The organism is Vibrio sp. JZG10, from assembly GCF_054064075.1.
Genome location: NZ_JBSUGE010000001.1, coordinates 399,666 through 411,941, shown reverse-complemented (window position 1 = coordinate 411,941; position 12,276 = coordinate 399,666). Strand labels below are relative to the sequence as shown.

The window sequence follows — 12,276 nt, the reverse complement described above, 5'->3', positions numbered from 1 at the left end:
GGGCTCTTATTAATTTCCGTAGCGTTTCAACCATTCTTTTTCTAAGGCAGATTGCCAGCTTGGATGCGGCTCAGCGATAGATTTGAATTGTTGAGTATTTTTAGCCGAACCTGTTAGGTATTGGCTGCTTAGCACTGAAGGATCGCCCCAGATGTTAAGGTTACCTTTGCGAGATTGTGCTTCAGGGCTCAATAAAAAGTTTATCGCAACTTGCGCACCGGCACTGGCATTTGCGTTCCAAGGAATCGCTAAGAAGTGAATGTTTGAGAGTGCACCTGCGTCCATCGCATACGCTTTGGCGCTTTCTGCAAGATTACCGCTCGACTGCGCAGAGAAAACCGCGTTCGGGTTAAAGGTAATTGCCAGGTCAGTCTGACCATCATCCAGTAGTTGAAGGGTTTCTGCTGTACCGCCTGGAAACTGTTTACCACCGCGCCAAGCGACTTTATGGAACTCATCTAGGTAAGCCCACAGCGGTTGAGTAACTTGTTCAAACGTGTCATCGGTAACTGGTTTTTGCAGAGCAGGGGCGTTGTTAGACAGTTCAATGAGTAATGCTTTAATAAAGCTTGTGCCATGAAACTCTGGTGGGCGAGGGTAAGTTAGGCGATTTGGAAACGCCTTTGCGTAACTCAGCATTTCAGCAAATGATCGAGGAGGGTTATGCAGGGTTTGCTCATCATGGATAAACACCAATTGCCCCACACCCCAAGGTGCTTCCAAACCTTCAGTCGGCTCTGAAAAATCCACATCAATTGGCAATGATTTATCGACGTATTGCCAGCTTGGCAAACCTTCAACAAAAGGACCAAACAGCAATTGGTTATCCTTCATTGATTTGAAGTTTTCGCCATTGATCCAAACCATATCAACACTGCCACCGCTGTTTTTACCTGCGGCTTTTTCTGCGATAAGTCGAGTGGTGGTCTCAGAAATATCGGTGACTTTAACGTGGTTTAGCGTCACGTTATAACGCGATTTTAGCTCTCTACTCGCCCACTGGATGTAGCGATTAATTTCTTGGCTTCCGCCCCAAGCATGAAAGTAGACGGATTGTCCGTCGGCTTGTTGTTCGATTTTTTGCCATTCACTAGCAACCGATGAGTTGGCAAAAGAAAATGTCGCGAAAGTGGTGGCTAAAATGCCAACGGTACTGAGTAGCTTTTTCATATCTATTCCGTGTTATGTCTTTTTATTCTCGTTTCCGGCGTTATTGACGTCTAAACAAGTCGCTCCGCTTTGTTACAAGGATAGTAATCCATCTCTCTCTATTATCAATGCCAATCCCAAACGGAATCACTCATTGATTCAAAGAATTATTCTCAATGTGAAGCAAAACGAAGAAAGGACAGTTCTGGTGTCGTTTTAGGTATACAAGAGCGGACCGCTTGTTTGACGATATTCTTTCAAGTAATTGAAAATTATTGTCCTCAAGCAACTTCGATATGTTGATTTGGAAGACTGAACCCGCGTCGTAGACGTGGCGTTGAGGGCGTAAAGAGGGAAAGAGTTTGTCGTTTTAAACGATTTTGCTAACCGAAACGTGCGAAACAGACATCCTGCCTGCTTTGATATGGATTAGGAGGCATAAAAAAGCAGCCATTTTATGGCTGCTCTTAGAATATGACATGGGACTTAGTTTACCCAATCACGCAACTGAAACGTTAGTTCGTGATCGTCATTTTTAAGCATTAGCCCTTCTTTGGTTAGCGTTATATCACTCCATTCAGTAAGAGTTTCAGACATCGCTTGCTCAATTTTCATTTGGTCATCCATACACATCTTCATGGTCATTCCCATTTTTTCGATGCGTAGTTGATTGTTTTTTAGTTCAGCTTGACCAAAGAAGTTGTTACACCCCGCGTTACCATTTGCAGTCAGATTTTCTCCGATTTCTAAGCGAGGCGCTTGCTGACGTTCTTTTAATTCGATGTTTTTACCATCAATCTGAACCAGCTCCCAATTATGGTGCTGTAAATCTTGAGCCGTAATTTCTTTCACATTGTCACCGTTGCTAGCACATGCAGTCATAAGAACAGGAAGAGAGATTGCTGTAACTAACGTTTTTAGGCTAAGCTTCATTTTATAGACTCCGTTTTTAGAAAACGTGGTAAGTATAGGTAATAAAACACTGTTTTTGTCAGCATAAGGTAATAGTTTCGTATTACTGTGACAGAGTCCAGTTTATATACTCAAACGGCTTCAAGGTGCAAGATGTATAGCACTGTTGGGAGCGTATATTGAAGTCGTTATAATATCATTACAGCACAGCGAGCAAAAAACGGTTAGAGCATGGAGCAACTAGAGTTTTTTACCGTCCCAAACCCTTGCGTTGGTATTTGTAGTGTGGACGAAAAAGGGTATTGCAAAGGATGTATGCGTAAAAGAGAAGAGCGATTTAACTGGCTCACTTATACCCCTGCTCAACAGTTGCATGTAATTAAGCTATGCCGTCAGCGCTATAGAAGAAAGGTATTGGCAGGGAAGGGAAAGGCAGAAGAGCCTCAAGAAGAATTATCACCACAGCAAGATCTCTTTTAAATTTCGAATTATCCCGGCTCGGCAATAATCAATGATGAGCCGGGACTGTATTAGCTCTTACTATGCGGTGCGTGTAAGGCAAACTCGTTAAATTAGCGCTACTTCATTGACCAACGGTCACTGACCCATCCCCCAGCATGTTCGTCAAAGTGGCTTCCTGAAAATCGATGATTGAATTCAACATCTAATTTACTTGTCGGGCGTTCATCCATCAGCTGATGAATGTATCTCGCCATAGGATCCGTGCAAGCTTCGCGCTCTCTACGGGTAACCACTTCTTTGATCATTTGAAGTCTGTAGCTATTGCTGGCTCGTTTCATTTTTGACCTCCTGAACTCGATGGCAGCAGTTTGAACATATTGACGTCCAGATCGCTGCTCATTGGTGAACGCTTGGCGGCGAATCACCTTCGTTTTAGGTCAAAAAGACAAATTGTTTGAGAGCAGTGTTTGTAACGCCATTCACATCTTTCCTAGAATCATCCACTAAGCCACGAAACTTCATAGCGAAAAGTTAGTTGATGAATCTGTATTTTCGAAAGACCTTATCAAACATAGAAGCCCAGCACATGGGCGTCAACAACACAAATGAATAATTTTTGAACACTTTATGAAGGACGATAATTTTCAGCACTTTAACGAAAATAAAAAAACCGAAGCGTCACGCTTCGGTTTTTAGGGAGGCTCTGACGGAACAACTTCTAAAAGCTCTTCACGTCAGAGTGTAAGGTGTTTTTAGCTATTAGTTGCTGGGCAACCTTTCACAGCTTGACCGTTACTGAAGTACTTGATGTTTTCTAAGTTCTTGTTGTAGCTATCCGCAGAGATCTGTGGATTATTTACGAAGAACTCACGTAAAACGTATGCATCGGTTAGCTGGGTAGATTGAACATCGATGATTGGATAGTTATCGCCACCAGCAGCACTGAAGCTGATTACAGAGAATGTGTACGTTGCGTCTAGATCGAAGCCTTTATTGTTAATGTCGGTAATGGTTACTGAGCCAGCATCACAATTTACATCTAAAGTGATGTTATCTAGTTGAGCGTAAGCACCAGAGCCTGCAGATTTCGTCGCAACCACATCTAGGTATTCTTTAACTTCTTTACCTGTCATAGTTGCTTTAGTCACGAAGTTACCAAATGGCTGAACGGTTAGTACATCACGGTAAGTGATATCACCATCTTGGATTGAATCACGCACACCGCCAGAGTTCATCACACCAAAGTCAGCACCTACCGTTTTGTAAGTACGGTATGCCTCGCCCAGTAGATGACCTAGGTTAGTTTGTTGAGAGCGAACTACGTTACGATCACCTTCTAACTTACCCGTTGTATTAGAAATCTTCTCATCTAATAACTCTTGACCTTGCTGTTGGTATGGCAGTAGTAACGCTTTTACCGTCGCATCTTGTTGAATGCGTTCACCGATCACTTCATCGTTGTCGTCCAGAAGGTTTACAGGAATCAGTGCGTAATTCGCTAAGTGAAGCTTGCCGTCGTAATATTCGAAGTCCGCACGACCCACATATTTACCCCACTCATGCGCTTGCATAATCCAAGTGCCTTTTTGTTGGTCTGGCGCGCAATCATCACCAGGTTTGAAATCAGCATACTCATTGGTACCTGGCTCCATACACACTGGGTTTTGTGAGTGACCACCGATGATAGCGTCTAGTTGTCCCTCTTCAAGAGAGCGAGCGAGCTTCACGTCCCCTGGTGCTTCACTACCATTATTACCATCTTGGTAGTGACCCATGTGCGTCGTTGCAAATACTAGGTCTACTTTTTCGTTTTCTTCGATTTCCTTAAGTACTTTTTTGATTTCAACTTGAGGGTCTTCGAAGTGGATGTTTGATACGTTGTCTGGATTAACTAGCTTCGCCGTGTCCTGGGTGGTTAGACCAATAACAGCGATCTTAAGGCCGTTGATAGTAAATACTTTGTAAGGGTCGAAGTAACGCTCATTGGTATCTTTCTTATAGATATTCGCAGCCAGCATAGGGAAGTCAGCTAGCTCAGCTTGCATATCGAGAATATCTAGTGAGTTATCAAACTCGTGGTTACCGACAGCCATTGCATCGTAACCAAGTAGGTTCATCCCTACGAAGTCTGGAACCGCATCTTGCATGTCTGATTCTGGTACGCCGGTATTAATATCACCGCCAGACAGCAGAATGGTTTCACCGCCTTTTGCTTCGACTTCTGCGCGAATAGATTCGATTAAAGTGTGACGCGCAGCCATGCCATATTCGCCGTCGCTGTTATGCCAAAAGCGACCGTGGTTATCGTTAGTGTGGAGAACGGTGAACTTAGTACAAGAATCTGCAGTCTCGCAGGTTACTGGAGAATTATCGCTGTCTGAGCCGCATCCTGCTAGCGCAGCGCCCACTGCCATTACCAAAAGAGATTTGGAAAACTTCATAAGGGATCCTTTCTTTGTGATTTTGTTATTGTTACGGCGTGAAATATACGGAATTAATGTGAAACTTTAGTGATCTATCTCTTATTTATACTTCTATCGGAGAAATGAATTAATAAGCCTGCAAACTACGTCTCCAATTAAACAGAAATAGTTTTTAGTATATTGAAATTAGAGGGAGGGGGTTATTTTGTGAAGTAGCCAATTGAATGAATGTGGTTTGTGTGAATCAATGCGCATTTTTGCGAAGTATAGCGCTGATTTTGGTGATTATTTTGCCAAGTTCATGTTTTTCTTAGCAGCTATGACACAAATCGTTATAAATTTTCGCTCTGATGATGAGGGAAATGTTTTGTATATAAAATGATCACTGTAAAACCCAAACTCGTTTGATCTTGGCTTACTCTGTTTAATACAACCAGAAAGGGTATTTCTCTCTGTACTATAATTGCGACCGTTTAGAAATTTTATGCCTTAGATATCGTTTATTTATTCTTATTCGATACCTTACCGTGTTTATCCCGCTTTCGATACCCGGATGTTAAAACAAATAGATTCAATCTAATGAGCGAAAGTGAAACGTAAATAACGAGGCGTTTTCTTCGGATATTACGATGTGCACTATCATTGAATTAATGAAAATGAAATGGAGTAATGTAAAGCGTTGCATCTGTGGCTGCTCGCTTTGAGCTTCGATTTAAAGAGTAGGGTTGAAAGAATTTGTAAGTGGTGAATTTTAAGAAAGGATAGTAATGAGATACACAGTAAGGAACGCAGTCAGAGAGGAAGCAACTCAAATCGCCAAGATACATGTTGATTCGTGGCAGGTAGCATACAAAGGGTTAATGCCACAGAGCTACATCGATCAGTTTACGATTGAGCGCCGAGAAAGGATGTGGACGCGAGTCATGACTGAGCAACTGGCCCAATTGATCGTCGTTGAGAGACAAGGGGAAATCGTCGGCTTTTTAAGTTACGAACTACCTAACCACACCTGTGAAGATAAAACGGCGTGGGTAACATGTTGCTATGTCTCTCCTTTGCATTATGGGCAAGGGGCAGGGAGTGCATTGTTAGATGAACTAGAAACGCGTCTACTCTCTACGCCCGTTATGCAGATAAGCCTGAAAGCACTGGATACCAATAAACAGGGGCTTAACTTCTACAAGAAGTGTGGTTTTGTACGTACTGGAGAGGAAGAGGCGGAAATCATTGACCGTATGACGCTGACGGATCTCACTTTAGTGAAGTACATTGCCCGTTCGTAAATCAATTGTTATATGCCACATATAGTAAAACCCCGGAGGTGGTAAGACTCCGGGGTTTTGAAATTTTTTAGATGTCTCGGTTGGTAAGTCCGATTATCTTTAATGCAAAAGGTTTGGATTTAATCAGATTAATTCCTTGGTAGGGAATTAGATACGGATGAAGTCCATGTGTTCAACTTTTGGCTTGAACGCGTGACGTTGAACGTCTTGTGGCTTAACTTTAACTTCTTTGCCATCGATAACTAGAACTAGACCTTCGTAGAATTCAGGCTTGTCCATTTGGTTTACGATGTCGTCGTGGTTAAGAACGATAGCTACTGCTGCTTCTTCACCGCCGTATACAACTGCAGGGAATTTGCCAGCGTGACGTAGGCGGCGGCTCGCACCTTTACCTAGTTCAGTACGTACTACTGCTTCGAATTTCATAGTATTTACTCTCAAATTAGTAAAAATCAAATGTTCACAATCAACAATGCGACCTTGTTGTTCGTGGTAAAGCTTGAAACAGGAACTGTTCAAGCGAGCGCGGATACTATCATTCCACTTATAAATGGGCAACCCAAATCGTATCCAAATCAACAAAAAGGTATGATTTGGCTAGGTGTAAGGCTATCCCTTTTAACACTTTGCTTGGATTTTGTTCACATCGGCTTCATTTTCATCGGTTTACTAATCATGGTCCGAAGAACAAAGTTTATGCGTTATATGCTTTATGTTCGGCTGAGATGTAAGATTAAAGATGCTTTTAAGCCACCTAAAGCGCTCGCTTCCAGTGTTAATTGACCTCGGTAACTGTGTGCCATTTCACTGACTATATTTAGACCAAGACCTGAACCAGGGGTTGCTTCATCCAATCTAACGCCTCTCTTGATTACTTGACTCAGTTTCTCTTTAGGGATACCTGGTCCGTCATCTTCAATGATGATGTGTATGTTTTCTTTATCCTGAGAGGAGTGCACACGAATCATGTTGTTGGCCCACTTATAGGCATTTTCAAGCAAGTTGCCCAGCATTTCGTCGAGATCGGTCTGCTCTACCGCTACATTCAGCTCTGAATCAAGTTCATTAATTAAGGAGATATCTCGGCTCGCATACACTTTATCAAACGCCATTGAGATAGCATCCACACGCTCTGCTGGGTTCGATTTCACTGATAAAATATTCATAGACCCCGCCATGCGGGCACGGCCCAGATGGTAATCGATATGATCTTGTATTTGATTGATCGGAGTACGCAGACGGGATTGCGTATCAGGTTCTAACGTCTGTACTTCATTTTTTAGGACAGAAAGTGGGGTTTTTAGCGCATGTGAGAGATTGCCTGCATGATTCCTAGCTCGTTCTAACAACTCCTGATAATGGAAAAGCAGAGCGTTGAGGTCGAAGATAAGAGGAGAAATCTCTTTCGGATAGGTTTCTTCTAGACTCTTTTTGTTACCAGACTTCAGCTCGGCCAACTCTTTTTGTAACTTCGTAAGCGGACTCAATGACCATGCAATTTGCAGCAAAATGACGGCAAGAACCCCTGCGAATAATAAGCCTAAAATAAGCCAGAGTTGCCCGATTAGCGTTTGCAGGGTGCTTTTGATAGGCTCTTCGTCAATACCAATAATGATATGGATAGGCCCATCGTAATCTGGTAAGTACAGAGCTTTTTCTATGGTAATCAGCCTTTCGCCTCTCGCGCCGTAAGCATCGTTATCCAGACCTTTGTATTCGATTTTTTTGTCCCACAAAGAACGAGAACGCTCGAGACTCGTCTCAGTGGAGGCACTCCAATATAAACCACTGTAAGGTCGGTTAAATCGAGGGTCTGAGAGCAGTGCAGCGAGTGAGAGGTGCCCAGTCTCATCGACTTCTAACTGAGCGGCGATTTCATCCATAAAAATGCTCAGCTGTGAGCGAGTGTCGTCAACCATATAGTTGTACACTTGGGTCGGTATCGTCACACCAGCTGCGAGGATCATTGCCGTCAACCAAACGATCGCCGCTAAAACGAGGCGACTTTTGATACTCAGTCGTTTTATTGCGTTCAACGGTAGCCTGTTCTTATTCGGCATTTAATTGGTATCCCAACCCTCGGACAGTTTTGATGATCTTTGGCGCGATTTTTTTGCGAATTCGGCCGATAAAAACTTCGATTGTGTTGGAGTCACGATCAAAGTCTTGTTTGTAAATGTGCTCGACGAGTTCGGTGCGAGAAATTACTTTTTCTGGGTTATGCATAAAGTAAGCGACCACTTTATACTCCAGTGCCGTTAAGCTTACTGCTTGCCCTTGCCACATTACTTTAGAAGTGCGCGTATCCAAGCTCAAGTCGCCAATTTGCATCACAGGAGAGGCGTTACCTGATGCTCTTCGTAGTTGTGCGCGAATACGAGCGATAAGCTCAACCATTTCAAACGGCTTAGTTAGGTAATCGTCTGCCCCTGCGTTTAGACCTTCAACTCTCTGCGTTAGGGTATCGCGAGCACTCAGGATAACGACAGGGGTATTGATGTTTTCATCACGAATGCCTTTTAGCACGGTGAGGCCATCCAATTTCGGCAGTCCTAGATCAAGAACAATAGCGTCCCATTCTTCCGATGTCGCGCGATACAGAGCGTCTATGCCATCTTGAGATAATTCTGGTACCCAGCCGGTACTTTCTAATGTTTCGATGATTTGCTCGCCTAAACGAGGGTCATCTTCAACGACAAGTATTTTCATATTGGTGATTCTTATTATGTTTGGAGTGTTATCGAAGTAAGTTACGCATTGCGTCGGGATTACGCATTAGACCAGTTTAGTTGTTTTGTGGCTTTAACGCTTTGTTAAAGCTGCGACCTTTGATCTCAAGCATTTCCAGCGTGGCGGCGTCATACTCAACTTTCAGGACGCTATTGTTGTACAGGATTTTCAATTCATACACCCAAGCATCATCATCTTCTTCAAGCTCGACCTTGATGATACGGCCGTATAGGTCGTTTTCTACTGCGGCGTAAAGGTCCGAAAATGGTCGTATATATCCTTGTTGAACCGCGCGATAGACCTCATCTTGATCTTCATCGAATTCAATACGTGTTCCAGGCTTTTCGACATCTTGCACGATGGCGTGACCATTTTGTGAGGCATAGTAGTCGTCATGCTTGGCGAAACTTGGTGCACACATCAATGTCGTGATAAGGCCGAAAAGTAACGCAGAATGTTGAGAAGTCGTTGCTTTATACATAGTCAAACCTTTTCTAGAACGTTAGCCGCAGTATATCGGATATAGATGAACAGAGAGTGAATCATCGAGTTCAGTTTTACTAAATGTTGCGGACGTTATTTCAACTCGTCTTCAAAAATTTTGTCTCGCAATTTCCAAAAGCGACCGGATTTCCTTGCAATAACAAACTGAGGCAAACGGAAACGATGTTGATTGGCAACAACACGTGTCGGTGAAGCTTCTTCAAAAGGGCGATGCTTGTCTGCCAAGTGAGGGCGCACAAATTGGTCTTTAAACGTTTGTTTTTGTTTTTTGGTACTCAATGACCAAAACTCATGAACTAACGCATTGCCTTCGCCTTGGTATGGTTCGCCAGAATATGTCACCTTGAGTTGAGATTTACCATCACTGGACTTGAATACTGACAGGTCCATTTCTGTGCATTCAAATATCAATGCATCTTTCAGATTAAGGGCTTCTTTTAATTTTTTATCTGGATCAACAAGCGTTGCGTCACACTCATGACAAATGCGCGCAGCGATATCGTTGTCGGCACCACATTCACCACAGTATTTGGCACGAAAACGGTATCCACAGTGTTCACGTTCGCCTGTGTCTTCATCTTCAAAGTAACCTTGGCAACGTCTGCCAAAGTGTTCAACCAAGAAACCGTTACTATCCAATTTACCCCAGAAGTTGTTATTGAATCCGCAAGCCGGGCAGGGAATCGTGATAATTTCACTGTCAGAGTCTGGTTTGGGATCACCGACTTCAGGTTGGTATAAATCGTAGCTGTTGCCTGCGTAATCAAGCACTAAACATTCTGATTTTCCGTCTGATAAGCGTAATCCTCGCCCTACAATCTGCTGGTATAGACTGACTGACTCTGTAGGTCGCAAAATCGCGATTAAATCGACATGCGGCGCATCAAACCCGGTAGTCAGTACCGAAACATTGACCAAATATTTTATTTGACGATTCTTGAACGCTTGGATGATCGCATCGCGCTCCGGCGTAGGTGTATCACCAATAACGATTTCAGTTTCGCCTTCTGGCAGTAAACTGTGGATCTCTTGTGCGTGTCGGACAGTCGCGGCGAAGATCATGACACCTTGACGTTCTCTCGCATATTGCATGATTTGCTCAACAATTTGCGGAGTGGCGCGTTTGGCTTTATCGATCACCATGTCCATTTCTGCTTCTTTGTAGCGTCCGGTGTTTGCGGGTTTCAGTTGCGAGAAGTCGTAAGACAAAACGGGCGCGTCCATCATGCGGGCTGGAGTGAGGAAGTTTTCGTCGAGCAAGTAACGGATCGGTAGTTCGAAAATACAATCGCGGAAGAATCGAGGCTCTTCGGTGCGTACTTGACCTCGGGTGTGATACTGATAAATCCAGCCCATTCCTAAACGATAGGGCGTTGCAGTTAGTCCCAGCACCTTAATGCCTGGGTTCAGTTCTCGTAAGTGAGTAATAACTTTTTGGTAGCTGCTGTTTTTGTCATCCGGCACACGATGGCACTCATCAATAACGAGCAGAGAAAACTGGTTTTTGAACGAATCTAAGTTACGCACCACCGATTGAACCGAAGCAAACACGACTTGCTGGTCAGTTTCTTTTCGCCCCAATCCTGCTGAGAAGATGGAACCTTTTAAACCATAACCTTCATACTTCGCGTGGTTTTGCTCGACTAGCTCTTTAACGTGAGCGAGGACTAACACTCTCCCTTTCGCAAGGCGAGCAAGCTCTGCGATCACCAAGCTTTTTCCGGCACCAGTAGGCAGTACGATCACTGCTGGTGTCGAGTGTTTACGAAAGTAGTGAATGACGGCTTTAACCGAGTCGGCTTGATAAGGGCGAAGTGTGTACATGAAAATATGTGAAATTGCTCAACTATTCGAACGAGGAACGCTATAATACCTGACTTTTATACCCAAGTGACCTTTAAACCGAGATTTGGAGGTTACTTGGGTATAATTCAATGAGGTATTCATGCGTTTAGATAAATATTTGTGTGACGCTCTGGGTGCAACACGCAAACAGGCAACAAAGATCATCAAAAGTGGTGACATCACCGTTGACGGTGAGGTTCAAAAAAGTGGTGCATTTAAAGTACCTGAAGGTGCGGAAGTGATGTGGGAAGACCGTGTTATTGGTGCTCCTGGTCCTCGTTACATTATGTTGTACAAGCCTGCTGACTTTGTTTGTTCACATGAAGATGGCTACAACCAAACTGCATTCGCATTGCTCGATGAGCCTAAAATTGAAAACCTTCACTTTGCAGGCCGATTAGACGTAGACACAACCGGTTTGGTGTTGATTACGGATGATGGTAAGTGGTCTCACCGTATTACCTCACCGAAGCATAAGTGTGAGAAAACGTACCGTGTTTGGCTTGTCGATGCGATTCAGCCTGATTACGCGGAAAAGCTCGAACAAGGCATCATTTTGCGCAATGAATCAGAAGCAACATTACCTGCTCGTTTGGAGATCGTGAACGAGGCAGAGAATGAAGTATTGTTAACTATTGTGGAAGGTAAGTATCACCAAGTGAAACGCATGTTTGCGGCGTTAGGAAATAAAGTTGAGTACTTACATCGTGAGCGTATTGGTTCGATTGAACTCGATGAGGCACTAGAACCTGGTGATTATCGCTACCTCACGCAAGAAGAAATTGATTCTATTTGGAATTAATTATCGGCATGGGAAATTCTTTAGTTCCCAATTGGAACTAGTTTTTTGGTAGGAATTGGCTCAAAATTAATTTTCCTACCAAAATTAGTGCCTAGACAATTCCGGTGTGCTTACTCATCTCAGTGATATGCCTTTGCATTTAGCTGAGGCATGCATACTCTTATTG

General features: G+C 43.5%; 12 protein-coding genes. 3 read left to right on the top strand and 9 right to left on the bottom strand.

Going from position 1 to position 12,276, the window contains the following annotated elements:
- Positions 1-9 precede the first annotated feature (9 nt).
- Together ACWYVB_RS01850 and ACWYVB_RS01845 are read right to left on the bottom strand one after the other, a co-directional pair.
- Positions 10-1,170, bottom strand: a complete 1,161-nt coding sequence (locus ACWYVB_RS01850; RefSeq protein ID WP_457527742.1) for an ABC transporter substrate-binding protein — start codon at positions 1,168-1,170, stop codon at positions 10-12.
- Between the two features lie 465 nt (positions 1,171-1,635).
- Entirely contained in the window at positions 1,636-2,082 is a 447-nt protein-coding gene (locus ACWYVB_RS01845) for an META domain-containing protein (protein WP_005393252.1), read from the bottom strand.
- 210 nt (positions 2,083-2,292) lie between these two features.
- Between ACWYVB_RS01845 and ACWYVB_RS01840 the strand changes: the two genes are divergently transcribed.
- A complete protein-coding gene (locus ACWYVB_RS01840; protein WP_182036719.1) occupies positions 2,293-2,541 on the top strand; it encodes a DUF1289 domain-containing protein in 249 nt (82 codons plus the stop codon).
- Positions 2,542-2,639: 98 nt separating this feature from the next.
- Here ACWYVB_RS01840 and ACWYVB_RS01835 read toward each other — a convergent pair whose 3' ends face one another.
- On the bottom strand, positions 2,640-2,861 hold the full coding sequence (locus tag ACWYVB_RS01835) for a hypothetical protein (RefSeq protein WP_005393249.1): 222 nt from the start codon (positions 2,859-2,861) through the stop codon (positions 2,640-2,642).
- 414 nt (positions 2,862-3,275) lie between these two features.
- On the bottom strand, positions 3,276-4,964 hold the full coding sequence (gene ushA / locus ACWYVB_RS01830) for a bifunctional UDP-sugar hydrolase/5'-nucleotidase UshA (protein ID WP_041852973.1): 1,689 nt from the start codon (positions 4,962-4,964) through the stop codon (positions 3,276-3,278).
- A 749-nt stretch (positions 4,965-5,713) separates the two neighbouring features.
- Here ushA and ACWYVB_RS01825 point away from each other — a divergent pair.
- Entirely contained in the window at positions 5,714-6,229 is a 516-nt protein-coding gene (locus ACWYVB_RS01825; protein WP_031780335.1) for a GNAT family N-acetyltransferase, read from the top strand.
- Positions 6,230-6,376: 147 nt separating this feature from the next.
- On the opposite strand, the gene rplY is transcribed toward ACWYVB_RS01825, so the two are convergent.
- The 5 genes from rplY to ACWYVB_RS01800 all read right to left on the bottom strand — a co-directional run bounded on the left by rplY (position 6,377) and on the right by ACWYVB_RS01800 (position 11,287).
- Positions 6,377-6,655 carry a 50S ribosomal protein L25 gene (gene rplY / locus ACWYVB_RS01820; protein ID WP_005393245.1) on the bottom strand — a complete coding sequence of 93 codons (279 nt, stop codon included), beginning with the start codon at positions 6,653-6,655 and terminating at the stop codon, positions 6,377-6,379.
- Positions 6,656-6,939: 284 nt separating this feature from the next.
- The gene (locus tag ACWYVB_RS01815) at positions 6,940-8,289 is read right to left on the bottom strand and encodes an ATP-binding protein (RefSeq protein ID WP_457527738.1); all 1,350 of its coding nucleotides are present in this window, start codon (positions 8,287-8,289) and stop codon (positions 6,940-6,942) included.
- Positions 8,279-8,938 (bottom strand): response regulator transcription factor, encoded by a 660-nt coding sequence (locus ACWYVB_RS01810; RefSeq protein ID WP_005378073.1) that lies wholly within the window; start codon positions 8,936-8,938, stop codon positions 8,279-8,281. Before ACWYVB_RS01810 ends, ACWYVB_RS01815 begins: the two co-directional genes overlap by 11 nt.
- A gap of 76 nt (positions 8,939-9,014) precedes the next feature.
- Positions 9,015-9,440 carry a PepSY domain-containing protein gene (locus ACWYVB_RS01805; protein WP_012841930.1) on the bottom strand — a complete coding sequence of 142 codons (426 nt, stop codon included), beginning with the start codon at positions 9,438-9,440 and terminating at the stop codon, positions 9,015-9,017.
- Positions 9,441-9,535: 95 nt separating this feature from the next.
- The gene (locus ACWYVB_RS01800; RefSeq protein WP_012841929.1) at positions 9,536-11,287 is read right to left on the bottom strand and encodes a DEAD/DEAH box helicase; all 1,752 of its coding nucleotides are present in this window, start codon (positions 11,285-11,287) and stop codon (positions 9,536-9,538) included.
- Positions 11,288-11,408: 121 nt separating this feature from the next.
- Between ACWYVB_RS01800 and rsuA the strand changes: the two genes are divergently transcribed.
- Positions 11,409-12,110 carry a 16S rRNA pseudouridine(516) synthase RsuA gene (gene rsuA, locus ACWYVB_RS01795; RefSeq protein WP_033905117.1) on the top strand — a complete coding sequence of 234 codons (702 nt, stop codon included), beginning with the start codon at positions 11,409-11,411 and terminating at the stop codon, positions 12,108-12,110.
- Positions 12,111-12,276: the final 166 nt, after the last annotated feature.

Coding starts and splice junctions, on each gene's coding strand:
- ACWYVB_RS01850 (WP_457527742.1), bottom strand. CDS start 1,170: ATGAAAAAGCTACTCAGTACCGTTGGCATTTTAGCCACCACTTTCGCG.
- ACWYVB_RS01845 (WP_005393252.1), bottom strand. CDS start 2,082: ATGAAGCTTAGCCTAAAAACGTTAGTTACAGCAATCTCTCTTCCTGTT.
- ACWYVB_RS01840 (WP_182036719.1), top strand. CDS start 2,293: ATGGAGCAACTAGAGTTTTTTACCGTCCCAAACCCTTGCGTTGGTATT.
- ACWYVB_RS01835 (WP_005393249.1), bottom strand. CDS start 2,861: ATGAAACGAGCCAGCAATAGCTACAGACTTCAAATGATCAAAGAAGTG.
- ushA (WP_041852973.1), bottom strand. CDS start 4,964: ATGAAGTTTTCCAAATCTCTTTTGGTAATGGCAGTGGGCGCTGCGCTA.
- ACWYVB_RS01825 (WP_031780335.1), top strand. CDS start 5,714: ATGAGATACACAGTAAGGAACGCAGTCAGAGAGGAAGCAACTCAAATC.
- rplY (WP_005393245.1), bottom strand. CDS start 6,655: ATGAAATTCGAAGCAGTAGTACGTACTGAACTAGGTAAAGGTGCGAGC.
- ACWYVB_RS01815 (WP_457527738.1), bottom strand. CDS start 8,289: ATGCCGAATAAGAACAGGCTACCGTTGAACGCAATAAAACGACTGAGT.
- ACWYVB_RS01810 (WP_005378073.1), bottom strand. CDS start 8,938: ATGAAAATACTTGTCGTTGAAGATGACCCTCGTTTAGGCGAGCAAATC.
- ACWYVB_RS01805 (WP_012841930.1), bottom strand. CDS start 9,440: ATGTATAAAGCAACGACTTCTCAACATTCTGCGTTACTTTTCGGCCTT.
- ACWYVB_RS01800 (WP_012841929.1), bottom strand. CDS start 11,287: ATGTACACACTTCGCCCTTATCAAGCCGACTCGGTTAAAGCCGTCATT.
- rsuA (WP_033905117.1), top strand. CDS start 11,409: ATGCGTTTAGATAAATATTTGTGTGACGCTCTGGGTGCAACACGCAAA.